Consider the following 22,572-nt stretch of genomic DNA (forward strand, 5'->3'; position numbering starts at 1 on the left):
GTACCCGCTTCCGGTGCGGACCCGAGAACGATCACGAACGTCCGGGAGTGTCCGGTTGGGCCGGCCGAGTGAACTCCGCGTCGATCTCCAGCACCACCGTCTTGCCGATCAGCACGCCGCCAGTCTCGAGCGCCCGGTTCCACGTGAGCCCCCAGGACTCGCGGTCGATCTCGGTGCGCGCGCTCAGGCCGACGACCTGGGCGCCCCACGGGTCGAAGCCGACGCCGTCGAAGCTGGCCCGGAACTCCACCGGCCGGGTGGCGCCGCGGATGGTGAGGTCGCCGGCCAGCACGAACTCGTTGCCCTCGACGTGCGCGATGCGCGTGGACCGGAACGTCAGCTCGGGATGGTGCGCGACGTCGAAGAAGTCGGGCGACCGCAGTCGCTCGTCCCGGTCGTCCTCGCCCGTGGCCAGGCTGGCCGTCCCGACGACGACCTCGACGTGCGACGCCGTCGGGTCCTCGCCGACCGTCAGGGTCGCGCGGACGTCGCCGAACCGGCCCTTGATCTGCGTGACCATGAGATACCGGACGGCGAAGGTGACGTCGGCGTGCGCGGGGTCGAGCGTGAAGACGCCGGCGGCCGGCACCGTGAGCCCGTTCCACGGGTGCACGTTGCGGGCGGTGTTCGCCTCGGCCATGGCCTGCCCTTTCTCTGGCGATCGTGCGTCAACGTCCAATATTTTGCGTTGTCAACCATTGTTAGCATCAGGTTCTATGGCGACGAAGCGAATCATCGACGACGACCGGCTCACCGCCGTCGGGCTGCTCGTCGAGGTGCACCGGGGGCTGACGCAGAAGTTCGCCGCCCGCCTGGCCCGGCACGGCCTGTCCGAGAACGAGCTCGAGATCATGCTGCGCCTGGGCCGCACGCCCAACTGCCAGCTGCGCATGAGCGACCTCGCTGCCCAGACCAGCCTGACCACCAGCGGGGTGACCCGCGTGGTCGACCGCCTGGAGCGGGCCGGCCTGGTGGAGCGGGCCAGCTGCGACACCGACCGCCGCGGCACCTGGGCCGTCCTCACCGAGGCCGGCCTCGACCGCGTGACGGCCGCGGTCGCCGACCACATCGAGGACGTCGACCGCTGGTACACCGGCCTGCTGACGCCGGAGCAGCTGACGGCGCTGACCGAGGCGCTGCGCATCGTGCGCGACACCGTCCGGCCGGAGGCGGTCGCCGGCGTGATGGAGGCGGAGCGGGCCCGGCCGCGGCGGCACGTGGGCGTCTGACCGGCTGGGCCATGCCGGGCTGCTCTGCTCTGCTGCCGGTCCGGCCGGTGTCGGGGATGCCGGCCCCGCCCGCCTCGCTCGTTCCTCGCTCGGACGCCCGAGCCTACCCCTGCCGGCATCCCCGACACCGGCCTGGCTGACCTGTCGGCCCGCGGTCCGCGGGAGTCGCCGCCCACCGCCGCTAGGGGGCGTTGACGTGGTCGAGGAGGTAGGCGACGTCGGCGTCCTGGCCCTCGGCGGGCGTCTCGACGATGGCGTCGGTGCCGGCCGCCTCGATGACCGCGACGATGGCCTCGCCGCCGATGGCGCCGGTGCCGATGGTGGCGTGCCGGTCGGCGCCGGAGTCGAACGGGTCGCGGCTGTCGTTGGCGTGCACGAGGTCGATGCGACCGGTGATGGCCCGCGTCTTCTCCACCATGTCCTCCGGCGCGATGCCGGCCGAGAACGCGTGACAGGTGTCGAGACAGAAGCCGAAGCCGAACTCGCCGACGGCGTCCCAGAGCGCGGCCAGCCGGTCCAGCTTGCGGGCCATGGCGTAGTCGCCGCCCGCGGTGTTCTCGATGAACACCGGCACCTTCGCGTCGAGCCGCTCGGCCGCCTTGCGCCAGTTGTCGACGCCCACCTGCGGGTCGTCGCCCTTGAGCACGTGGCCGCCGTGCACCACGAGGCCCGCCGCGCCCACCTGCGCCGCGACGTCGACGTGCTGCTGCAGGATCTTGCGGCTGGGGATGCGGATGCGGTTGTTCGTGGTGGCGACGTTGACGACGTACGGCGCGTGCACGTAGATGGTCAGCCCGGCCGCCTCGGCGTCGGCCTTCAGCGCCTCGGCCCCTCCGGGGTAGGCCAGCTTGGGCGCCTTCCAGTCCTGCGGGTCGCCGAGGAAGATCTGCACCGCGCCGGCCCCGGTGGACTTGGACACGGCGATCGGGTCGCCTTGCTTGACGTGGGCTCCGATGCGCTGTTCGGCCATGTCGACAGACGCTACCGCGCGGGTCCGACGAAGTGGGGCGGTCCCAGCGTGTGGGCCCAAGGTGCGGGTCCGCGTGCGTGCCGGAGCCGGGGGATGCCAGCCCCGCCCGCCTCGCTCGTTCCTCGCTCGGACGCCCGAGCCTACCCCTGCTGGCATCCCCCGGCCCCCGCACGCTGTCGCGGTCCGCTCGGGGCCCACGGCCGGTGCCGCCGTAGGCTCTCTCGCGATGAGCGACGAGTCGAGCTGGCGGGAGCAGCGGGGGGACGTGGTGCGGGCGCAGGCCGAGGCGCTCGCGCGCAAGCAGGCGGCCGAGACCGAGCGGGCGAAGGCGCTCGTCGCCGAGTTCGTCGCCGCCATGACGGCGGCCGGTATGCCCGCCCACCCGCTCTGGGCGCGGGCCGCCGAGGGCGCCGTCCGGTACAAGACGGGGCTGCGCGGCTGGTACGTCCGCCGCAACCGGGCCATGGCGGTGGGCGAGGACGGCGCCTTCTACCTGCTGGACGTGCCGCGGTCGCTGCGGTCCCGGCTGCTCGGCGTGCGCATCGCGCCGTCGGACCCGCCGCTGCACGTGGGTGTCGGCGCCCGTGACGGCGAGTCGATGCCGCTGGACCGGCTGCTGCGCCAGCGGCTGGAGGCCGGGACCGATTTCTGACGGTTACGGAACCACTGGTCAGGCCCTGTGGACAACGGAATCGGCGTTTCGGCTCAACGCTGGTAACCTTGCCAGCGGCCTGGTCGTGCACGGACCTGTGTGCATCCGACCGGGCCATCGACGTTCAGCCCTCCTGCCACGGAGAGACCGTGGCCGCGAAGACCACAGGAGGTGATCCGGCATGCGTCGTTATGAGGTCATGGTCATCCTGGACCCCGAGTCCGAGGAGCGCACCGTTGCCCCCAGCCTCGAGCAGTACCTCGGGGTCGTACGTGAGGCCGGTGGCTCGGTCGAGAAGATCGACATCTGGGGCCGCCGCAAGCTCTCGTACGAGATCGGCAAGAAGAGCGAGGGCATCTACGCGGTGCTCGACGTCACGTGCGAGGCCGACACGGTGGCAGAGCTCGACCGCCAGCTCGGACTGTCCGAGTCGGTACTGCGGACCAAGGTCGTTCGGCCGGAAGCCCACTGAGAGGGATCCCCAATGGCAGGCGAGACCGTCATCACGGTCGTCGGCAACTTGACCGACGACCCTGAGCTGCGCTTCACGCCCAGCGGCGCCGCGGTCGCGAACTTCCGCGTCGCGTCCACGCCGCGCACGTTCAACCGGCAGACCAGCACGTGGGAGGACGGCGACCCGCTGTTCCTGTCGTGCTCGGTGTGGCGGCAGGCGGCCGAGAACGCCGCCGAGTCGCTGCAGCGCGGTATGCGCGTCGTGGTGACCGGCCGGCTCAAGCAGCGCTCGTACGAGACCCGCGAGGGCGAGAAGCGTACGGTCATCGAGCTCGACGTCGACGAGATCGGCCCGAGCCTGCGCTACGCCACGGCCAAGGTCACCCGGACCCAGCGGTCCGGTGGTGGCGGCGGCTTCGGCGGCGGCGCTCCTGCTGGTGGCAACGATCCGTGGGCCACCCCGTCCGGCGGCGGTGCGCCGCAGGGCGGCGGCAACGACCCCTGGGGTGCTCCGGCCGGTCCGCCGGCCGACGAGCCCCCGTTCTGAGCACCACGTCATCAGCGTTCCGGGGCGGCTCTGGAGGCCGCCCCGCTCGGAACGCGCCCGTCAACCCATCCCGGTCAGCCGCGGCCAGCGAGGCGACCGGGCTCCCCGAAGGAGGAGCACCACGATGGCAAAGCCCCCGCTGCGCAAGCCGAAGAAGAAGGTTTGCGCCTTCTGCAAGGACAAGGTCGACTACGTCGACTACAAGGACACCTCGCTGCTGCGCAAGTACATCTCCGACCGCGGCAAGATCCGCGCGCGTCGCGTCACCGGCAACTGCACCCGCCACCAGCGCGACGTCGCCACCGCGATCAAGAACGCTCGCGAGATGGCGCTGCTGCCGTACACCTCGACGGCTCGCTGAGAACGGGAGAGGACGCCATGAAGCTGATTCTCACCCAGGAAGTGCCGGGGCTCGGTGCCGCCGGTGACGTCGTCGAGGTCAAGGACGGCTACGGCCGCAACTACCTCGTGCCGCGTGGCTTCGCGATCGCGTGGACCAAGGGTGGGCAGAAGGAGATCGACTCCATCCGCCGCGCCCGTTCGGCCCGCGAGTTCGCCGACCTCGACTCCGCTCGTGCGGTCAAGGCGCAGCTCGAGGGCACGGCCGTCAAGCTGGCCGCCAAGGCCGGCGACTCCGGCCGGCTGTTCGGCGCCGTCACCTCGGCCGACATCGCGACCGCGGTCACCGCGTCCGGTGGCCCGGCCATCGACAAGCGCCGCATCGAGGTGGGCGCCCCGATCAAGACGGTCGGCACCCACCGCGTGACGGTGCGCCTGCACCCCGAGGTCGCGGCAGACGTCGCCCTCGAGGTCGTCCCGGCCTGACCCCTCAGACGACAGGCCCGCGCGCCAGCATCCCGCTGGCCCGCGGGCCTTCGTGTTTCTCCGGCAGGTCGTCGACGAGGAACCTTCCCCGTATCTGGGTACGTTCACTGCACGACCCCACGGACGACGGAGCCCCATGCTCGACCGAGACCCGCGCAGCACGCGAACGCGCATCCAGAACGTCGCGCTGGAGCTGTTCGCCGAGCAGGGCTACGACAAGACGTCGCTGCGCGAGCTCTCCGAGCGTCTCGGCATGACGAAGGCCTCGCTCTACTACTACTTCAAGAGCAAGGACGACATCGTCCAGAGCCTGGTCGACGACCTGCTGACGGCCGTCGACGAGGTGGTCGACTGGGCCCGTGGCCGGGAGCCCACTGCCGAGAACCGGCGTGAGCTGATCGAACGGTACGCCAAGGCGATCCGCGGCCAGGGCACGCCGCTGCTGCGCTTCCTCATGGAGAACCAGCCGGCGCTGCGCGTGCACGAGTGCGGCAGCGCGCTGCGCGAACGCATGCGGGTGCTGGTCGACTTCGTCGTCGATCCCGGCGATCCGCTGCCGGTGCAGCTGTGCGGCCGCATGGCGTTCTTCGCGCTGCACGGCGCGCCGATGATCATGAGCGACGTGGAGGCGACCTCGGAGGAGATCTTCGACGCCGCGTGCGTGGTGGCGCTGTCGATGGTCCCCGACGGCCTCGGAGAGCCCTGACGCGACCTGCGACAATCGGGGGTGTGGGGCCAATCCTGCGCATCGTCGCGCCGCTCGCCGCGCGCCGGCTGGTCCGCCGGGGTGTGCACCTGCTGCTCGGCGGGGTCATCCTGCTCCCGTACGTGCTCCTGGTCATCGGCTTCGTGCAGTTGTTCACCGAGCCGGGCACTCCGTACGTGCCGGCCGCCGTGCTGGCGGCTGTCACGTTCGTCATCGGGACGGTGCCGCCATTCCTGCCGGCGATGCGGGCGCTGGAGATCACCGCGACCCGCGGCCTGCTCGACGTCGACCTGCCCGACCCGGCCGCCGACCCGCCGTGGGAGAGCCGGCTGTTCGGTGCCGGGTGGTACGTCCTGCACCTGCTCAGCGGCGGTGTGGCGGTCACGGCCATCCTGTTCGCCGCGCCGACCTCGGTGCTGCTGGTGGTGCGGGGCCTCGGCGCCGACGACGGCGGCGACATGGCCGGGCTGTCGCTGCTCGACGGCGTCACCGGCGGGTGGGCGGTGCTGCTCGGGCTCGCGCTGGTCGTGGCGACGGCGTACCTCGTGGCCGGGCTGGGCGCGCTGCTGGCGTGGTTCGCGCCGCTGCTGCTGGGTCCGTCGCCGGCCGAGCTGCGCCTGGCCATGGAGGCGCAGGCCCAGGAGTTCGCCGAGCGCAACCGGCTGGCCCGCGAGCTGCACGACTCGGTCGGCCATGCCCTGACGGTGACGACGCTGCAGGCGGCCGCCGCGCGCCGGGTGCTCGACTCCGATCCGGAGTTCGCCCGCCGCGCGCTGCTCGCCGTCGAGGAGGCGGGCCGGGCCGCCATGGAGGACCTCGACCACGTGCTCGGCGTGCTCCGCGCGGGCGGAGCGGCGCCCGACTCCGGCGCCTCGCCGCAGCGCACGCTCGCCGACCTGCCCCGGCTGATCGACGACACCCGCACCACTGGCATGGACCTGGAGGCGACGGTCGACGGCGATCTCGCGGCCGTGCCCCCGGCGCTGTCGCGCGAGGCCTACCGGATCGTGCAGGAGGGCCTGACGAACGCGGCGCGGCATGCGGCGCACGTGCCGGTCCGGCTCCGGGTCGCCGCCACGGCGGAGGGCCTGGACATCGACGTGTCCAACCCGTTGCCCGACGGCGCGGCGGCCGGTGGTGCGTCCGGCCGGGCGAACGGTGGCCGCGGCCTGCGCGGCATGCGGGAGCGGGTGCGGTTGCTGCGCGGCGAGCTGTCCGCGCAGGCGGCGGACGGGGTGTGGCGGGTGCGGGTGCACCTGCCGGGACGCGCTGGGGAGGGCCGGTGACGGACGTCATCACGGTGTTGCTGGTCGACGACGAGCCGCTGGTGAGAGCGGGGCTGCGGGCGATCATCGACGCCGAGCCCGACCTGCGCGTCGTCGACGAGGCGGCCGACGGTGCGGAGGTCGGGCCGCTGGTGAGCCGGTCCCGCCCGGACGTCGTGCTGATGGACGTGCGCATGCCCGCCGTCGACGGCATCCAGGCCACCCGGCTGCTCAGCCGTCGCGACGACCCGCCGCGCATCCTCGTCGTCACCACCTTCGAGAACGACGACTACGTGTACGAGGCGCTGCGGGCCGGCGCCCACGGGTTCCTGCTCAAGAGGGCGCGGCCGGAGCAGATCGTGCAGGCGGTCCGGACGGTTGCGCGGGGCGACTCGCTGCTGTTCCCGGCCGCCATCCGCAGCCTCGCCGCGTCACACGGCACGAACGGCGGCGACGCCCTGGCCGGCGCCGGGCTGAGCGAGCGCGAGGCCGAGGTGCTGCGGCTGATGGCGGCCGGCCTGTCCAACGCCGAGATCGCCGCCGAGCTCGTCGTCGGCGTCGAGACCGTGAAGACCCACGTCGGCAACGTGCTCACCAAGCTCGGCGTCCGCGACCGCACCCAGGCCGTCATCGCCGCCTACGAGTCCGGCTTCATCAGCCCCCGCTGAATCCCGTCCGGGCCGACCTCCACCCCCCACCCAGAAGTTGATCTTGGAGTAAGGCCGCCATCTATCGGACATTTCACCCAGCATTGGCGGCTTTACTCCAAGATCAACGTGGTTTGAGCGTCTGGTCCCTCGGGAGGGGGAGGCGGTTCACCGGACGGCGGGAGGCGGGAGCGGGGCCGCGCGGGCGATCGTCGGGGTATGACACACACGACCCTGACTCCTTCCGCGACGGTCCCGGTGCGCGGCGGCGTCCTGCGGCGATGGCCGCGGTGGGCGCCGTGGGCGGCGACACTGTGGGCGCTCGGATACGGGTTGACGGCGTTGGGCTGGACGCTGACCGGCGCCGGCTACCCCATGGGGCCGGCCGATCCCGAAGGGGACATGTCGCTGCTCGGCAGCGTGCCGGCCGACGTGGGCGCGCCGCTGTTCGCCGCGGTCGCGCTGGCCGCCGCGGGCACGGGCGCCGTCATGGCGCGGTACCGGCCCGGCGTGGCCGTGCCGCGCTGGTGGCGCCGGTTCGCGGTCGGGTTCGGCGGGTCGCTGGCGGTGGCCCTGCTGGTGGTCGTGCCCGACACCCGCATCCTGGCCGTCGTCGGCTACCTGCCGATGATCCTGCTCAAGGCCCCGTTCGATGCGGAGATCCGCGCGCAGGTCGGCGACGCGCTCGGCGTCGAGCACCTGCACCAGGTGGTCGCGCTGGCCGGCGGGTTCCTGTGGGCGGCGGCGACCGTCGTCTACGCCCGTCGCACGGCAGGCAGCTGCGTACGATGCGGCCGCCCGGATCGGTCGGCGGCGGTCGCGACGGTCCTGCGCTGGGCCCGGCCGGCGGTCTACGTGGCGGCGGCCATCCCGGCCCTGTACGCCGTCACCCGGTGGATCTGGGTGGCCGGCATCCCGCTGGGCATCGACGAGGAGCTCCACGCCGAGGGCATGGCCGACGGCTCGCTCTGGTCCGGCGCCTGGCTGGCCTCGTTCGCACTGGTCGGGACGGTGTTGACGCTCGGCCTGGTGCAACGCTGGGGCGAGGTGTTCCCGCGCTGGGTCCCGGTGCTCCGCGGCCGCCGGGTGCCGGTCGGGCTGGCGGTGGCCCCGGCGTCGGTGGTCGCGGCCCTGGTGACCTCGGGCGGGCTGGGCCTGATCAAGGCCGGGATCGCCGACAGCACGTTCACCTCGGACGACTGGGCCGCCGTCGGACCGGCGCTGCTCTGGCCGCTGTGGGGCGTCGCGCTCGCCGTCGCGACCCTGGCGTACTGGCTGCGCCGCCGCGGTACCTGCGCCGACTGCGGGCTGAGTGAAGCGGCCTAGAGTGGCGTCATGCTCATCGCGTTCTCCGTCGCACCGTCCGGCACCGGCGACTCCGTGTCCGAGGCGGTCGCCGACGCCGTCGCCGTCGTCCGCGAGTCGGGGCTGCCGAACAGCACCGACTCGATGTTCACCACCATCGAGGGCGAGTGGGACGAGTGCATGGACGTCGTCAAGCGCGCCTGCGAGGCGGTTGGCCGGCACGGCAATCGGGTCAGCCTGGTGCTCAAGGCCGACATCCGGCCCGGCCACACCGGCGAGCTCACCGGCAAGGTCGAGCGCCTCGAGGCCGCGCTGGCCCGCAAGCGCGACCAGTAGCCGGTCAGCCGCGCCGGAAGATCTGCGCCAGCACCCGCAGCGCGAGGATCGCGCTGATCACCAGCATGTTGTAGCCGATCAGCTGGTACAGGCCGACGGACTCGGTGAGTTGCGGCCCGCCGTCGGTGCCGATCAGCAGCACCGCCATGATGCCGGTGGTCGCGGCCAGGAACGTCAGCAGCACCTCGTGCAGCATCGTGGTCAGCACGGCGCGGTCCCGCTCGTCGGCCAGCAGCCTGATGTTGAGGCCCAGCCGCCCGTGCTCGGCGGCGCTGGCGATGCGCTCGACGCGGCGCGGCAGCCGGCGCAGGATCGGCAGCAGCGCGGCCAGCTCGTCGGTGAGCGCCTGCTTGAGGTGCTCCGGACCGTACTGCTCCTCGACGTAGCCGCTGGCCAGCGCGCGGGCGCCGCCGATCAGGTCGAACCGGGGCGTGAGCCGGGTCAGCGTGCCCTCGGCCGTCGCCAGCGCCCGGAAGACCGCGGCGATCTCCGGAGGGATGGCCAGCCCGTGGTCGGCGACCACCCGGAACAGGTCACCGAACATGCGCACGCCGGTGCTGGGCGCACCGGATGTGTGCTTGGCCATGAACCGGCCGATGTCGCGCTCCAGCCCCTGCTGGTCGATCTCGTCCGGCCGCGGCACCAGCTCGAGCAGGGCGTCGCTGACGGCGAGCGGGTCGCCGCGGTCGACGCCGACGAGCAGCCGCTGCAGCGCGTCGCGCAGGGCGCCGTCCAGCCGGCCGACGGAGCCGAAGTCGAGCAGGCCGAGCCGGCCGTCGTCGAGCAGGAAGATGTTCCCGCCGTGCGGGTCGGCGTGGAAGATGCCGTCGAGGATGATCTGCCGCAGCAGGCAGTCCAGCAGGGTCGTGGCCAGCGCCTCGCGGTCCAGGCCGCGCTGCCGGATGACGGCGTCGGCGCGGTTGAGCGGCGTGCCCTGCAGCCGGTCCATCACCAGCACCCGCTCGGTGCACAGCGCGAGGTGCGGCTCCGGGAGGACGACGTCGGGCTGCCGGCTCGGCGCCGTCGCGACGGCGGTGATGTTCTCCGCCTCGATGCGGTAGTCCAGCTCCTCGAGGATCGCCTCGGCGAGGCCGGCGGCCAGCGGGCGGACGCCCATCCGGCGGCCCCAGCGGGTGCCGGACTCCAGCCGGGCGGCCAGCCGTGCGGCGATGTCGAGGTCGCGTTCGACCACCGGCCGGATGCCGGGCCGCTGCACCTTGACCACCACCTCGGCGCCGCTGTGCAGCCGGGCGAGGTGCACCTGCCCGACGGACGCCGCCGCCAGCGGCTCGCGGTCGAACTCGGCGAAGACGTCCTCGACGGGGGCGTTCAGCTCGGCCACCAGCACCCGTTCGACGTCGGGCCATGGGACCGGCGTGGCGTCGTCCTGCAGCCGGGCCAGCTCGTCGGCCACCTCGGCCGGCAGCACGTCGCGGCGCGTGGCCAGGATCTGGCCGAGCTTGACGAACGTGACGCCGCCGGCGTTGAGCGTGGTCGTGAGTGCGCGGCCCAGCTGCGCCCGGCCCGACGGCGCGTCCAGCGTGCGGTCGCGGGTGCCCCGCAGGTACGACCCGAGGCCGTGCCGCATCGCGATGCCCACGATCTGCCAGTACCGCCGCGCCCGCCGCAGCCGGCCGAGCAGCCCGCGCCCCCACACCAGCGCCGGCGGCAGCGACCCCATCGGCACGAACGCCTCGATGATCACCAGCAGCACCATGGACGCGAGGATCGTCAGCACGCCGGCCAGCAGTGCGAACCAGAACGCGACCGGCCCCTCGCTCTGGTCGGCCAACCCGCGCGGCGACAGCGTGAACTGGTCGAGCAGCGCGAACATGATCAGCGGACCGACGAACAGCGCGAACCCGCCGGTCAGCAGCAGCCGGAACAGCCCCAGCCGGACGCCGAGCAGCCGTTGCGCGATCAGGCCGAAGACCAGCGCGGTCAGGACCGAGAAGGTCGCGACGATCGGGAACGTGAGTACATCCATCGCCGCAAGTCTCGCAGGCGAACTCCGAGCGCCCCGGCAACCCGCCTCAGACGACGCCGTACAGCCGCTGCGTCCACTGGGTCACGCCGACGCCGTTGGCGTCGGTGAGCTCCACCTTGAACGAGACGTGCCCGCCGGCGGCCGACCGGTTGTCGACCGTCGCGACGACGGTGTCGCCGTCGAGCGTCGCGGGCACCTCCGTCCACGTCTGGCCGTCGTCGTAGGAGACCCAGGCCGTGGCCGCGGTGAGCCCGCCCGGCGAGTACGACGGCGTCGCCTCGACGCCGACCTCGACGCGGTAGCTCTCCACGGCCGCCGCCCGGTTCTGCGCGTCGACGTCGACGTCGTAGGACGGGAACAGCAGCGGCAGCGCGCCGCCGTCGTCCTGCGCCGACGAGGTGAACCGCCAGCTGGTCTGGGTGAACAGCGGCGACGTCCAGGTCGAGAAGCTGCGGTCGAACCGGACGAGGTCGTAGACCAGCTCGAACTCGGTGGCGGCGGCCGGCACGTCCCACTGGCCTTGGCCGTAGAAGCCCCACCGGCCCAGCGACTGACCGGCGGCGAACAGCTCCATGCTGCCGAGGTCGTTGAGGCCGTTCCACGCGAAGTGGCCGGGCTGACTGTCGGCCCAGGCCGGGAGGTTCGTCCAGATGACGTTGCCGGCCCGCCCGGACGGGTCGTACGGCCCCTGAGCGCCGGCCGGGACCGCGGGCCGCAGCCCGGCGCCGTACCAGGTCTCCGCGGTGCGGCTGCCCGGCTCCAGCGGCCGGGTCGCCGACGACATCGGCGTGCCCCAGAACCACTGCGTGCCGTCGGGGTGGACGACCGTCTGGCGGACCGGCACGTCGGCGGTCACGTACGCCGTCCGCGTGCCGGGCGCCGGGAAGTGCACGACGTCGCCGAGCGGGACGTAGGCCTCCCGCTGCGCGCTGTACGCGTCGACGTACTGCGTGTACCGGTCGGCGGCGCCGGGCGTGTGGTACGTCGAGTCGATGCGGGCCAGCCGGTCCCGCTCGACCCGGTGGTTGACGTCGCGTGTCGTGATCGTGCCGGTGTGCGGGTAGACGAGGTGGTAGTCGGCCGGCTCCGTGGCGCCGTCGGGCGTCGTGTAGAGCCACGACTCGGTGACGTCGAAGGCGCCGCGGCTGACGTCGGCCATGCGGCCCAGGTACAGCGTCCGCAGACTGTCGCGGAAGTACCGGGTGTTGGAGAGGATCCAGTTGTCGGCGATGCGGGCGTACGACACGCTGCCGCTGTGCAGCCGCAGCGGTTCGTCGGTGCGGACCCGGACCGGCACCGCGCGGCGGGCGTCGAGCGTGACGGTGCGGTCGCGCACCAAGCGGAGCTCCGGTTCGGCCAGGAACGCCGCCTCGGTGACCTGGAACGTCTCGGGGTCCGTCGTGGCGACGGTGGCGGCGATCGAGTACGTCCCGGCGCGCAGCCGCAGCGTGACGTCGGCGCCGTCGAGGCCGATGCGCTGCGCCGCGATGCTGTCCAGGTCGAACACGTCCAGCGTGCTGATGTCGCCGGCCGGAGCGCCGTCGCGGCCGAGCACCCGGAACGTGACGTCGACGTGCTGCGGCTCGGCGTACGCGCCGATCGGGGTGACGACGGTCGCGTCGCCGGCCCTCGCGACCAGCCGGAGGCTGACGGCGCCGTAGTGCCCGTAGTCGAGGACGGACGGGTCGAACGTGACGGGCAGCGCGGCGGTGCCGCCGGCCGGGACGGTCAGCGTCGTCGCGCCGAGGCCGGTCGCCTCCGCCGGCAGCTCGGCGCCGTTCTCGCCCCGGGCGTCCAGCGTGAACGTCAGCGTGGCGTCGGCGGTGCCGGTGTTCGTGTAGACGACGTCGGTGGTGACGGCCTCGGACGGGTCGTGCGGCCAGGCCAGCGTGCCGAGGTCGACGGTACCCGGCCCGCTGAGGCGGGCGGTCGCGGCCGCGGCGACGTCGAGGATGCCGGCGCCCTGCTCGTAGACGTCGACGTCGCCGGCGGCGCGCACCGAGCTCTGCAGCGCGGCCTTGACCTGCTCGCCCGTCCAGTCCGGGTGCGCCTGCCGGACGACCGCGGCGGCCCCGGCGACATGCGGCGTGGCCATCGAGGTGCCGTTCAGGTCCGTGTACGCGGCGTCGCCGCGGCCCCCGGCGCGGGCGGCGGTGACGTCCACGCCCGGCGCGGCGATGTCCGGCTTGACGGCGTGCGTCACCGGCACCGGGCCGCGGCCGGAGAAGCTCGCCGTCGCGTCGGTGAGGTCGACGGCGGCGACGGTGAGCGCGCTGGCGGCGCAGCCGGGGCTGGTGACGGTCTCGGCGGGTCCGCCGAGGTTGCCGGCGGCGATGACGAACAGCGTGTCCGACGCCGCCGACAGCGCGTCGACCGCCTGCGCCATCGGGTCGTCGCAGGCGCCCAGCTCGGTGTTGCCGAGGCTCATGTTGACGACGTCGGCGCCTTGGGCCACGGCCCACTCCATGCCGGCGATGATCCACGACAGCTCGCCGAAGCCGTCGTCGCCGAGCACCTTGCCGACCAGCAGGTCCGCGCCCGGCGCGACGCCGCGGTGGCTTCCGCCGGACGCGGCGCCGGAGCCGAGCACCGTCGACGCGACGTGGGTGCCGTGGCCGTCGTGGTCGGTGACGTCGGGGCTGGTGGTGAAGTTCTCGGCGGCGACGACGGCGTCGGCGAGGTCGGGGTGCTCGGCGTCGATGCCGGTGTCGAGGACGGCGACCGTGCTGCCGGTGCCGTCGAACCCGGCCGCCCAGGCCTCCGGCGCGCCGACGTACGGGACGCTCTCGTCCAGCACCGGCGCGACGCGGGCGTCCAGCCAGATCTTGTCGACCTGGCGGCCGAACGTCGTCCGCTGTGGCGCCACGGCGTTCCAGATAGCCTCGGTGGCGGCCTTGTCGGCGTCGACGACGTCGGCGCCGATCGACGGCAGGCCGGCGGTCCGCTCGGTGCCGGTGGGGAGGGCGGCGCCGCGGGAGGATGCGGCGCCGCCGGCATAGGTGACGATCAGCGGGATGCTGCCGGTCGAGGCGTCGTCCAGGCCCTGTTCGACCAGCCCGGTGACGTTGAACAGCTGCCGGTCGACGCGGTCTGCCGCCAGCGCCTCCTCTGCCGACGCCGGGATGACGTAGACATCGTCGCCTTCGGTGCGCACGTCGTAGCCGCCGGGGTCGTCGGACTGCACCCGCACCGCCGGCGTCCCGCCCCACCCGTACGTGAGCACGGCGACGTCGCCGGTGATCAGCGTGACGGTGCGGACGCCGCCGGCCTCGACGCCGTCGGGGATCTGCGGCAGCGGCGTCACGGGAGTGTCGTCCGCCGGCGCGGCGGCCTGGCCGGTGAGCGGCAGCGCGGCCAGCGCGAACGTCAGGGCGACGGCGGTGCGGCGGAGGGCAGGCACGGTACGGCCCCGCTTTCGTGAGGAGACAGACCATTCGTAAATCTGCCACGATCCAGGACAATGCACCGTGACGCGAATGCGTCATGACCGGTATCCGCCAGCGACGACACACGAGCAGAGGAGGCATCGTGTTCGATGTGCTGGGGTTGGGTGAGGCGGAGGAGTCCGCCTATCGCGCGCTGGTCGAGGTGCCGTCCGCCGACGTCGCCGCGCTGGCCGCACGCCTGGGCGTCCGGCCCGGCGAGGCGGCGACGGCGCTGGCGTCTTTGGAGCGCCGCGGACTCGCCGCCCGGTCCAGCGCCAGCCCCGAGCACTACGTGGCCTCGCCGCCGTCCGTCGCGCTGGCCGCCCTCGTCGTCGACCGGCAGGAGGAGCTGCGCCGCGCGGAGGTCGAGATCGCCGCGCTGACGGAGGCGTACCGGCGCACCGAGTCCGACCGCAGCGTCGGCGACGTGGTCGACGTCGTCTACGGCGCGCAGGCGGTGGCGCAGCGGTTCATGCAACTGCAGGCCTCGGCCCGGTCCGAGGTGCTCGGGTTGACGAAGGCCGAGGTCATCGCGATCTCCGGCGAGGAGAACACCGCCGAGGAGGCCGCCGTGGAGCGGGGCGTCCGCTTCCGCGTCGTCCTCGAGCGGGCGGCGTTCGACCGCCCCGGCTTCGCGGCCGCCGCCGAGGCCGCCCTCGCCGACGGCGAGGAGGTGCGCGTCGCGCCGGAGGTGCCGATCCGGCTGCTGGTGGTCGACCGCCAGATCGCCCTGGTGCCGCTGGTGTCCGGCGAGTCACGGGCGGTCGGTGCGCTGCTGGTCCACCAGAGCGGGCTGCTGGATGCGCTGATGGCGCTGTTCGAGAAGGTGTGGGACGAGGCGGTGCCGCTGGTGCTCGGCACCGGCGGCGCGCTGGCCGAGCGGCCGCCGTCGGGGCTCACCGCGCTCGACGCCCGGATCTTCGGGCTCCTACTGGCCGGGCTGACCGACCAGGCCATCGCGAACCTGCTGGACATGTCGCTGCGGACGGTGCAGCGGCGGGTGCGCGCGCTCATGGACGTCGCCGGTGCCGACACCCGGCTGCAGCTGGGCTTCCAGGCCGCCAAGCGGGGCTGGGCCTGACCCCTCGTGACGTGGGGCTCCCCGTCCCCCTGCTGCCCCATTCTCTTGCCGCGACCGGGCGCGTCAAGCGGACCAACTTGGCGCTTCGCGCGGCGGGGACCGCTTGACTCGCCCGTTCGCGGCCAAGAACGGGCAGCTATCAGGGGGACGGGGAGGATGTGGGCACGCCTCACGCTTGTCGTGCCCGTTTCGCGTGCTTTGTCGGGTCGTGGACGGCGATGATCATCGGCGATCGCCTACATCACGAGGATTCCGTGAGCTTCACCATGCCTGTAGGGGTGTTGACCCTCAGGTAATCCTCGTGATGGCTCCCGAATCACGGTGAAATCTCACCTAGTGGACGCTCTACGACACCAAACTCACACCGAAACGGGCGCAGAGGCCTGGAGCCGTCGCCACATTGTCCCCGTCCCCCTGATAGCTGCCCAGTCTTCGCCGCGTGCGTGCGGGTCAAGCGGTCATCGTCGCGCGAAGCGCCAATAGTCCGCTTGAGGCGCGCGTGCGCGGCCAAGACAATCGGGCAGCAGGGGGACGGGAACAACGCAGCACGGGACGGCCCAACGCAGCAGGGGGACGGGTGGTGGAGTACCGCCCTCAGCGGACAGCGCCGGTGACCATCCAGGTGTCCTGGCGCTCGCGCAGGGCGAGCGTGACCAGCCGCATCAGCACCCAGAGGCCGATGGCGCCCCAGAGCCACATCAGGCCGGCCCGCCCGGACGCGTCCGACGCCGCCACGGCCCAGGCGGCGGGCAGGAACGCCGCGACCGAGAGCACCGACGCCCAGGCCAGGTACCGCCCGTCGCCGGCGCCGATCAGCACGCCGTCGAGCACGAACACCCACCCGGCGATCGGCTGCATGGCCGCGGCGACGACCAGTGCGGCGAACAGCAGCTCGCGCACCTCGGCGTCGGGGGTGAACAGACGCGCGTAGCCGTTGCCGATCACCAGCAGGAGCAGGGCGAGCGCGACCCCGGACAGCACACCCCACTGGACCATGCGCCGGGTGATCGAGCGCGCGCCGTCGATGTCGCCGGCGCCGAGCGCACGGCCGACCAGCGCCTGGGCGGCGATCGCGACCGCGTCGAGGATCAGCGCCAGTAGGGTCCACGTCGTGAAGGCCACCTGGTGCGCGGCCAGCGCGGCCGTCCCCAGCCCGGCCGCCACCACGGTGATGACGATGAGCGCGACCCGCATGGCGACCGTCCGCACGATCAGCGGCACGCCGGCGCCGAACGCCTGGGCGACGCCGCGCCCGTCCGGCCTGAGGGCGACGCCCTCGCGCCGGGCGCCGCGGACCACGACCCGGACGAACACCGCGGCCATGCCGGTCTGGGCGATGACGGTGCCCAGCGCCGAACCGCCGATGCCGAGGTCGAGCCCGTACACCAGGACGACGTTGAGCGCGACGTTCGCGACCGCGCCGGTCACCGCGACGTACAGCGGGGTCCTCGTGTCCTGCAGGCCGCGCAGCACGCCGGTGGCGGCGAGGACCAGCAGCATCGACGGGATGCCGAGGAAGCTGATGCGCAGGTACGTCTCGGCGTGCTCGGCCACGTCGTCGCCGGGTCCGAACAGCGACACCACCCACGGCGTCAACGGCCAGCCGGCCACGAGGGTGGCGACGCCGATCAGCACGGCCAGCCAGCAGCCGTCGATGCCGGAACGCAGTGCGCCCGCGTGGTCGCCCGCGCCCAGCATCCGGGCCACCGCCGCCGTCGTCCCGTAGGCGAGGAAGATCGACACGTTCACCAGCGTCGCGAGCACCGTCGACGCGATGCCCAGTCCGGCCAGCTCGGGCGTGCCGAGATGGCCGATGATCGCGGAGTCGGTGAGCAGGAACAGCGGCTCGGCGACCAGTGCGCCGAGTGCGGGCAGCGCGAGCCGCAGGATCTCGCCGTCGGCCGGGTGCCGCCGGAACGGATGTCGAGTCATGGCAGCACCGACGGTAGGGGTGACACCTGTCATCGCGTGACCGGTGTCTCGCCATCTGAGATCTTGCCCTGTGGATCTCCGTCCACACCCGGTGGACGAGAAACCTGACGGGTGATCTGCGGCGACGCCGCGATTGTGAACAACCGGCCGGGCGGCTGTCCCCAGGGTTGTCCACAGTTGGGGATGATCGTTTACGGGGCGCTTCCACAGGCCGTCCACAGCGCCTGTGGATCATGGACTTGGCGACGCGCCGAGGCGGGCCGTAGGTTCGCGACACAGCAGTCGAGGAGTGCCTGCCTGGCGAGGAATGTCGGTGGCGGCTGTTAGAACGTATGTATGGACCAGCCGGTGCCTGAGGGGGTCGCGTGAGCGTCGCTGAGCTGCCCGATCGCCGGGAGGAGGCGCCTGTTGACTACGGCCGTACGCCGCCGCAGGACGTCGCCGCCGAGCAGTCGGTGCTCGGGGGCATGCTGCTGTCCAAGGACGCCATCGCCGACGTCGTCGAGATCCTGCGTGGCAACGACTTCTACCGCCCGGCGCACGAGGCCGTCTACGAGGCGATCATCGACCTCTACGGCCGTGGCGAGCCCGCCGACGCCGTCACCGTCGCGGCCCAGCTGCAGAAGCGCGGCGAGCTCGGCCGGGTCGGCGGCGCGCCGTACCTGCACACGCTGGTCTCCTCCGTGCCGTCGGCGGCCAACGCCGGGTTCTACGCCGAGATCGTGCGCGAGCGGGCCATCCTGCGCCGCCTCGTCGAGGCCGGCACCCGCATCACCCAGTGGGGCTACGGCGAAGACGGCGACGCCGACGCCATCGTCGACCGCGCCCAGGCCGAGATCTACGCCATCACCGAGAAGCGGGCGTCCGAGGACTACCACCCGCTCTCGGAGATCATGGAGGGCACGCTCGACGAGATCGAGGCCATCGGCTCGCGCGGCGGCCAGATGGTCGGCGTCCCCACCGGCTTCACCGACCTCGATGCCCTCACCAACGGCCTGCACCCCGGCCAGCTGGTGATCCTCGCCGCTCGGCCCGCGGTCGGCAAGTCGACCCTGGGACTGGATCTCGCTCGGGCCGCGTCCATCAAGAACGGCCTGACCTCGGTCATCTTCTCCCTCGAGATGGGCCGCAACGAGATCACCATGCGGCTGCTCTCCGCCGAGGCTAAGGTCCCGCTGCACCACATGCGCTCGGGCCAGATGACCGACGACGACTGGAACCGCATCGCCCGCAGCACCGGCGAGGTCTCCAGTGCGCCGCTGTACATCGACGATTCGCCCAACATGACGATGATGGAGATCCGCGCCAAGTGCCGGCGGCTGAAGCAGCGCAACGATCTCCGTCTCGTCATCATCGACTACCTGCAGCTGATGACCAGCGGCAAGCGGGTCGAGAGCCGCCAGCAGGAGGTCGCGGAGTTCTCCCGGGCGCTGAAGCTGCTGGCCAAGGAGCTCGAGGTCCCGGTCATCGCGATGAGCCAGCTGAACCGTGGTCCGGAACAGCGTCAGGACAAGAAGCCGATGCTGTCGGACCTCCGCGAATCCGGCTGCCTGCCGGCGTCGACGCGCATCATGCGGGCCGACACCGGTGCGGAGATCACCATCGGCGAGCTGTTGGCATCGGGGGCGCGCGACATCCCGGTCTGGAGTCTCGACGAGAGCCTTCGGTACGTCCCGCGGACCATGACGCACGCGTTCCCGAGTGGCCGCAAGGAGACCTTCCGGCTCCGGCTCGCCTCCGGCAAGCAGATCGACGCGACGGCGAACCACCCGTTCCTGACCTACGACGGCTGGCGTCCGCTGGGTGAGCTCTCCGTGGGCGCCAGGCTCGCGGTGCCGCGGCACGTCCCTGCGCCGCTGGTGACGCAGCAATGGGCCGATGCCGAGGTCGTGATGCTCGCGCATCTCATCGGCGACGGCTCGTTCGTCCGTCGCCAGCCGATTCGCTACGCGTCGGTCGACGAGGAGAACCTGGCGGCCGTCACCGAGGCGGCACGGCACTTCGGCATCACTGCCGTCCGCGACGACTATGCGGCCGCCCGCGTGACGACACTGCGGCTGCCCGCCCCGTACCGGCTGACGCACGGGCGGCGCAACCCGGTCGCCGCCTGGCTCGACGGGCTCGGCCTGTTCGGGCTGCGCTCACACGAGAAGTTCATTCCCGATGCCGTCTTCAGCCTGCCGAAGGCGCAGATCACAATGTTCCTCAGGCACTTGTGGGCCACCGACGGATCGGTGACGGTGAACCGCAACGGCCGGTCCGGCCGCATCTACTACGCCTCGACGAGCCGGCGGCTGCTCGACGGTGTTTCGCGGCTGCTGCTGCGCTACGGCATCTCCACCCGCTTGCGGATCGCGACGCCGAAGTCCGGCTACCGGCCGCAGTACACCCTCGACGTCTCCGGTCGAGACGAGCAGTTGCGGTTCCTGCGCGAGATCGGCTGCCACGGGGCCCGGTCGGCGGCATGCGCTCGCCTGCTGACCGTGCTCGAGGCCGGTACGTCGAACGCCAACGTCGACACCGTGCCGCGCGAGGTCTGGCAGGACGTCCGGGCCATCCTGGCCGAGCAGGGCATGACACATCGGCAGTTCGCGGCCGCCATGAACACGACATTCGGCGGCAGCGCGATGTGGAAGCATGCGCCCAGCCGGGAACGGCTCAGTCGTGTGGCCTCGGTCCTCGGTAGCGCGGAGCTGGAGATGTACGCCACCAATGACCTCCTGTGGGACGAGGTCGTCGCCATCGAGCCGCTCGGCGAACAAGACGTCTACGACGCAACGGTCATGGGCACCCACAACTTCATCGCCGACGGCGTCGCCACCCACAACAGCATCGAGCAGGACGCCGACATGGTGATCCTGCTGCACCGCGAGGACGCCTACGAGAAGGAGTCGCCGCGGGCGGGTGAGGCCGACTTCATCGTGGCCAAGCACCGTAACGGCCCGACCGCCACCATCACGGTCGCCTTCCAGGGTCACTACAGCCGCTTCGTCGACATGGCCCAGTGAGCTTCCATTGCCGGAGGCCGACGGGGTGCCGCCAGGTTGGCCGAACCACGAGGTGCCACTCATCCCCAGCGCGGTCCTCGACAGGTGGCCTGATATCGGGGCCCAGCTCGGGCTGTCAGTTCATACCGACGATGGTCTTGATCGCCCCCCTGTGATCACGCGCCCTCCGGTGGTCGGCACGGGGCCGGACGACGGCGATGCTCGGGGGTTGACCGCGCACTGGCGACCACCGCGGCCGTGGCCACCCGGGCGACCTGACGTCAGGTGGTCGTCTGGAAGTTCTGGGTGCCGATCACCTGCAACAGCTCCAGCTTCTCCGCCGCGTCGGTGCCCTCGACGGGGAAGTACGCGAGCAGTTCGACGTCCTCGTCGGGCGTGAGCAGCACCTCGCAGCGCAGCCGGACCAGCCCGACCTCGGGGTGGACGAAGCTCTTGACGTCGGAGCGGCGCACGGCGACGTCGTGCCGCTCCCACAGCGCGCGGAACTCGGCACTGCGGTCGAGCAGGTCGTCGACCAGCTCGGTGACGTCGCGGTCGCCGGCGCGGCGGGAGTGGGTCGAGCGGAGGTCGGCGACGTGCGACGCGGACAGCCGCGGCCGGTCCTCCTCGGGTGCCAGCTCGCGGGCCGTGGGGTCGGTGAACCAGCGCCAGTAGACGTTGCCCTCGCGGCCGGGCCGGACGTCCCGCTCGCCCACCAGCGCCGCGTGCAGGGCGTTCCGCCACAGCACCTCGCCGATGTCGCTCAGGATGCAGACGGGGACGTCGACGAGGCGGCTCGCGAGCGCGATCAGGCCCGGCCGGATGTGGCCGCCGGCCAGGCGGGGCGGCGCGGACAGTCCGGCCAGGTGGAACAGGTGGTCGCGCTGGTCGAGGTCGCAGCGCAGCGCCCGGGCCAGCGCCGCGACGACGGCCGGGGACGGGGCGGAGCCGCGCGCCTGCTCCAGCCGCGAGTAGTGGTCGGTGGACACGCCGGCCAGCTGCGCCACCTCCTCGCGCCGCAGGCCGGGAGTGCGACGGCGGACGCCGGCGGGCAGGCCGACATCGGCCGGGCGCAGCACCTCGCGGCGGCGACGGAGGAAGTCGGCGAGGCCGGGACGATCGATCACGTCTCCATGGTGCAACCCGGCCGCGACGACATCCAGGGAGAGTGTGTCCCTGGATGCGTTGCGCCTGCACGCGCCGCCCGGCCGCGCCGACGCTGGAGGGCATGACGACAGCGACACTCGACACCCGCATGCTCGGCCGCACCGGTCCCGCCGTCACCTCTCCCGGCATGGGCTGCATGGGCCTCTCCGGCGCCTACGGCCGCACCGACGACGACGAGAGCATCCAGGTCATCCATGGCTACCTCGACGCCGGCGGCACGCTGCTCGACACCGGTGACTTCTACGGCGCCGGCCACAACGAACAGCTGATCGCCCGGGCACTGCGCGGCCGCGACCGCGACGACGTCGTGCTCTCGGTGAAGTTCGGCGCCCTTCTGGCGCCGGGACGCCCTCCGGCCGGCTTCGACGGCCGCCCGGCCGCCGTCCGGAACTCCCTCACGTACTCCCTGCAGCGTCTCGGCACCGATCACGTCGACATCTACCGTCCCGCCAGGCTCGACCGCAGTGTGCCGATCGAGGACACCGTCGGCGCGATCGCCGAGCTGGTGGAGCAGGGCTACGTCCGCCACATCGGGCTGAGCGAGGTCGGCGCCGAGACGATCCGCCGTGCGGCGGCGGTGGCGCCCATCTGCGACCTGCAGATCGAGTACTCCCTGCTCAGCAGGGGCATCGAGGACGAGATCCTGGCCACCTGCCGGGAGCTCGGCATCGGCATCACGGCCTACGGCGTGCTCTCGCGCGGGCTGATCGGCGGCAGCGGCTCGATCGACGGCGGCCGCGCGATGCAGCCGCGCTTCCAGGGCGCCAACCGCGAGCACAACGACGCGCTCGTCGCCCGGCTCCGGGGACTGGCCGAGGCGAAGGGCGCGTCGCCGGCGCAGCTGGCGATCGCCTGGGTCGCGGCCCAGGGCGACGACATCGTCCCCGTGGTCGGGCCGCGCCGCACCGAGCAGGTGGCGTCGATGATCGGTAGCACGGCCATCAGGCTGGACGGCGACGACCTCGCCCGCATCGACGAGCTGGTCCCGCCGGGGTCGGCCCGTGGCGAGCGTTACCCGGCGGCGTTCATGGCCGACCTCGACAGCGAGCGGTGAGCCG

20 protein-coding genes are annotated in these 22,572 nt (G+C 72.6%); 14 read left to right on the plus strand and 6 right to left on the minus strand.

The features are described 5' to 3' along the window. Positions 1-31: 31 nt before the first annotated feature. The gene (locus tag DY240_RS16815) at positions 32-640 is read right to left on the minus strand and encodes a YceI family protein (RefSeq protein ID WP_119661001.1); all 609 of its coding nucleotides are present in this window, start codon (positions 638-640) and stop codon (positions 32-34) included. Between the two features lie 76 nt (positions 641-716). Between DY240_RS16815 and DY240_RS16820 the strand changes: the two genes are divergently transcribed. Beyond that, positions 717-1,229 carry a MarR family winged helix-turn-helix transcriptional regulator gene (locus DY240_RS16820; protein WP_119661002.1) on the plus strand — a complete coding sequence of 171 codons (513 nt, stop codon included), beginning with the start codon at positions 717-719 and terminating at the stop codon, positions 1,227-1,229. 181 nt (positions 1,230-1,410) lie between these two features. Here the strand turns inward: DY240_RS16820 and DY240_RS16825 are convergent, their stop codons facing one another. Continuing rightward, positions 1,411-2,199 carry a deoxyribonuclease IV gene (locus DY240_RS16825; RefSeq protein ID WP_119661003.1) on the minus strand — a complete coding sequence of 263 codons (789 nt, stop codon included), beginning with the start codon at positions 2,197-2,199 and terminating at the stop codon, positions 1,411-1,413. Between the two features lie 226 nt (positions 2,200-2,425). On the opposite strand from DY240_RS16825, the gene DY240_RS16830 reads away from it, so the two are divergent. From DY240_RS16830 to DY240_RS16875, 10 genes are all read left to right on the plus strand, one after another. Continuing rightward, positions 2,426-2,851, plus strand: coding sequence for a hypothetical protein (locus DY240_RS16830; RefSeq protein ID WP_119661004.1), 426 nt, complete (start codon positions 2,426-2,428; stop codon positions 2,849-2,851). Between the two features lie 181 nt (positions 2,852-3,032). Next, on the plus strand, positions 3,033-3,323 hold the full coding sequence (gene rpsF / locus DY240_RS16835; RefSeq protein ID WP_119661005.1) for a 30S ribosomal protein S6: 291 nt from the start codon (positions 3,033-3,035) through the stop codon (positions 3,321-3,323). 12 nt (positions 3,324-3,335) lie between these two features. Next, a complete protein-coding gene (locus DY240_RS16840) occupies positions 3,336-3,851 on the plus strand; it encodes a single-stranded DNA-binding protein (protein WP_119661006.1) in 516 nt (171 codons plus the stop codon). A 124-nt stretch (positions 3,852-3,975) separates the two neighbouring features. After that, the gene (gene rpsR, locus DY240_RS16845) at positions 3,976-4,212 is read left to right on the plus strand and encodes a 30S ribosomal protein S18 (protein WP_026877935.1); all 237 of its coding nucleotides are present in this window, start codon (positions 3,976-3,978) and stop codon (positions 4,210-4,212) included. 17 nt (positions 4,213-4,229) lie between these two features. Beyond that, entirely contained in the window at positions 4,230-4,676 is a 447-nt protein-coding gene (rplI, locus tag DY240_RS16850) for a 50S ribosomal protein L9 (protein WP_119661007.1), read from the plus strand. Positions 4,677-4,812: 136 nt separating this feature from the next. Further along, entirely contained in the window at positions 4,813-5,382 is a 570-nt protein-coding gene (locus tag DY240_RS16855) for a TetR/AcrR family transcriptional regulator (RefSeq protein ID WP_119661008.1), read from the plus strand. Positions 5,383-5,405: 23 nt separating this feature from the next. Continuing rightward, a complete protein-coding gene (locus tag DY240_RS16860) occupies positions 5,406-6,668 on the plus strand; it encodes a sensor histidine kinase (RefSeq protein ID WP_199701640.1) in 1,263 nt (420 codons plus the stop codon). Further along, positions 6,665-7,315 carry a response regulator gene (locus DY240_RS16865; protein ID WP_199701641.1) on the plus strand — a complete coding sequence of 217 codons (651 nt, stop codon included), beginning with the start codon at positions 6,665-6,667 and terminating at the stop codon, positions 7,313-7,315. The genes DY240_RS16860 and DY240_RS16865 overlap by 4 nt, the downstream gene beginning before the upstream one ends. A 198-nt stretch (positions 7,316-7,513) precedes the next feature. Continuing rightward, positions 7,514-8,620 (plus strand): hypothetical protein, encoded by a 1,107-nt coding sequence (locus DY240_RS16870; RefSeq protein ID WP_119661009.1) that lies wholly within the window; start codon positions 7,514-7,516, stop codon positions 8,618-8,620. Positions 8,621-8,629: 9 nt separating this feature from the next. Continuing rightward, entirely contained in the window at positions 8,630-8,935 is a 306-nt protein-coding gene (locus DY240_RS16875) for a thiamine-binding protein (RefSeq protein ID WP_119661010.1), read from the plus strand. Positions 8,936-8,939: 4 nt separating this feature from the next. Here the strand turns inward: DY240_RS16875 and DY240_RS16880 are convergent, their stop codons facing one another. Together DY240_RS16880 and DY240_RS16885 are read right to left on the minus strand one after the other, a co-directional pair. Continuing rightward, positions 8,940-10,922, minus strand: a complete 1,983-nt coding sequence (locus DY240_RS16880; protein WP_119661011.1) for an ABC1 kinase family protein — start codon at positions 10,920-10,922, stop codon at positions 8,940-8,942. A gap of 46 nt (positions 10,923-10,968) precedes the next feature. After that, positions 10,969-14,322 carry a S8 family serine peptidase gene (locus DY240_RS16885; protein WP_119661012.1) on the minus strand — a complete coding sequence of 1,118 codons (3,354 nt, stop codon included), beginning with the start codon at positions 14,320-14,322 and terminating at the stop codon, positions 10,969-10,971. Between the two features lie 128 nt (positions 14,323-14,450). Between DY240_RS16885 and DY240_RS16890 the strand changes: the two genes are divergently transcribed. Then, entirely contained in the window at positions 14,451-15,428 is a 978-nt protein-coding gene (locus DY240_RS16890) for a helix-turn-helix domain-containing protein (RefSeq protein WP_119661013.1), read from the plus strand. Between the two features lie 594 nt (positions 15,429-16,022). Here DY240_RS16890 and DY240_RS16895 read toward each other — a convergent pair. Continuing rightward, entirely contained in the window at positions 16,023-17,360 is a 1,338-nt protein-coding gene (locus DY240_RS16895; protein ID WP_119661014.1) for an MATE family efflux transporter, read from the minus strand. Between the two features lie 365 nt (positions 17,361-17,725). Between DY240_RS16895 and DY240_RS16900 the strand changes: the two genes are divergently transcribed. After that, on the plus strand, positions 17,726-20,368 hold the full coding sequence (locus DY240_RS16900) for a replicative DNA helicase (protein ID WP_267901686.1): 2,643 nt from the start codon (positions 17,726-17,728) through the stop codon (positions 20,366-20,368). A 260-nt stretch (positions 20,369-20,628) separates the two neighbouring features. Here the strand turns inward: DY240_RS16900 and DY240_RS16905 are convergent, their stop codons facing one another. Next, the gene (locus DY240_RS16905) at positions 20,629-21,471 is read right to left on the minus strand and encodes a helix-turn-helix transcriptional regulator (RefSeq protein WP_407659331.1); all 843 of its coding nucleotides are present in this window, start codon (positions 21,469-21,471) and stop codon (positions 20,629-20,631) included. Between the two features lie 104 nt (positions 21,472-21,575). Here DY240_RS16905 and DY240_RS16910 point away from each other — a divergent pair, with 104 nt between their 5' ends. Beyond that, a complete protein-coding gene (locus tag DY240_RS16910) occupies positions 21,576-22,568 on the plus strand; it encodes an aldo/keto reductase (RefSeq protein ID WP_199701642.1) in 993 nt (330 codons plus the stop codon). Positions 22,569-22,572: the final 4 nt, after the last annotated feature.

Origin of the sequence: Jiangella rhizosphaerae (assembly GCF_003579925.1) — a bacterium.
GTDB classification, from domain to species: domain Bacteria; phylum Actinomycetota; class Actinomycetes; order Jiangellales; family Jiangellaceae; genus Jiangella; species Jiangella rhizosphaerae.

Coding starts and splice junctions, on each gene's coding strand:
- DY240_RS16880 (WP_119661011.1), bottom strand. CDS start 10,922: ATGGATGTACTCACGTTCCCGATCGTCGCGACCTTCTCGGTCCTGACC.
- DY240_RS16910 (WP_199701642.1), top strand. CDS start 21,576: ATGACGACAGCGACACTCGACACCCGCATGCTCGGCCGCACCGGTCCC.
- rpsF (WP_119661005.1), top strand. CDS start 3,033: ATGCGTCGTTATGAGGTCATGGTCATCCTGGACCCCGAGTCCGAGGAG.
- DY240_RS16825 (WP_119661003.1), bottom strand. CDS start 2,199: ATGGCCGAACAGCGCATCGGAGCCCACGTCAAGCAAGGCGACCCGATC.
- DY240_RS16840 (WP_119661006.1), top strand. CDS start 3,336: ATGGCAGGCGAGACCGTCATCACGGTCGTCGGCAACTTGACCGACGAC.
- DY240_RS16875 (WP_119661010.1), top strand. CDS start 8,630: ATGCTCATCGCGTTCTCCGTCGCACCGTCCGGCACCGGCGACTCCGTG.
- rpsR (WP_026877935.1), top strand. CDS start 3,976: ATGGCAAAGCCCCCGCTGCGCAAGCCGAAGAAGAAGGTTTGCGCCTTC.
- DY240_RS16815 (WP_119661001.1), bottom strand. CDS start 640: ATGGCCGAGGCGAACACCGCCCGCAACGTGCACCCGTGGAACGGGCTC.
- DY240_RS16895 (WP_119661014.1), bottom strand. CDS start 17,360: ATGACTCGACATCCGTTCCGGCGGCACCCGGCCGACGGCGAGATCCTG.
- rplI (WP_119661007.1), top strand. CDS start 4,230: ATGAAGCTGATTCTCACCCAGGAAGTGCCGGGGCTCGGTGCCGCCGGT.
- DY240_RS16820 (WP_119661002.1), top strand. CDS start 717: ATGGCGACGAAGCGAATCATCGACGACGACCGGCTCACCGCCGTCGGG.
- DY240_RS16870 (WP_119661009.1), top strand. CDS start 7,514: ATGACACACACGACCCTGACTCCTTCCGCGACGGTCCCGGTGCGCGGC.
- DY240_RS16855 (WP_119661008.1), top strand. CDS start 4,813: ATGCTCGACCGAGACCCGCGCAGCACGCGAACGCGCATCCAGAACGTC.
- DY240_RS16830 (WP_119661004.1), top strand. CDS start 2,426: ATGAGCGACGAGTCGAGCTGGCGGGAGCAGCGGGGGGACGTGGTGCGG.